Raw genomic sequence first — 459 nt, 5'->3', positions numbered from 1 at the left:
CGTCTTGCTCTCGCTTCAACGGCGCTGCTGGCCGCCATCGCCTTCGTGCCGACCGGCGCTGATGCCCGCGGCTTCGGCGGTGGTGGCTTCCACGGTGGGGGGTTTGGTGGCGGTGGCTTCCGCGGCGGCGGCTATGGTGGTGGTTTCCGCGGCGCTGGCTTCCGCGGCGGCTACGGTGGCTTCCGCGGGGGATACGGCGGTTACTGGCGAGGCACGGGCCTGGGCCGCGGTTATGGCTACGGCGGATACGGTCTGGTGTGGTGCCTCGTGACCGGTTCAGCTGTCGGATACAGCCTCGGCGGCGGCTGCGGGTAATCCTACGGCCGCCATGGGTATGGCTACGGGGAGACTGTCACGATGGGGTTCCCAGGGGGGCGCCACTGCCCCCACCGCCGCCGGTACAGCTACTCCGTGCGGTCGCGCGATTGGTCGCGGCACCTGTGTTGTACGCCCACCGTG

Annotated in this window: 1 pseudogene; it reads left to right on the top strand. The window is 70.4% G+C overall.

Annotated features, from left to right (window positions below):
- Positions 1-315: pseudogene (locus MKK69_RS23600) on the top strand (hypothetical protein); the annotation flags it as partial.
- Between the last annotated feature and the right edge of the window lie 144 nt (positions 316-459).

This window comes from Methylobacterium sp. J-026, from assembly GCF_022829585.1.
Lineage (GTDB): Bacteria > Pseudomonadota > Alphaproteobacteria > Rhizobiales > Beijerinckiaceae > Methylobacterium.
The sequence above is the reverse complement of the archived record's forward strand: the minus strand, read 5'-3'. Positions and strand labels throughout refer to the sequence as shown.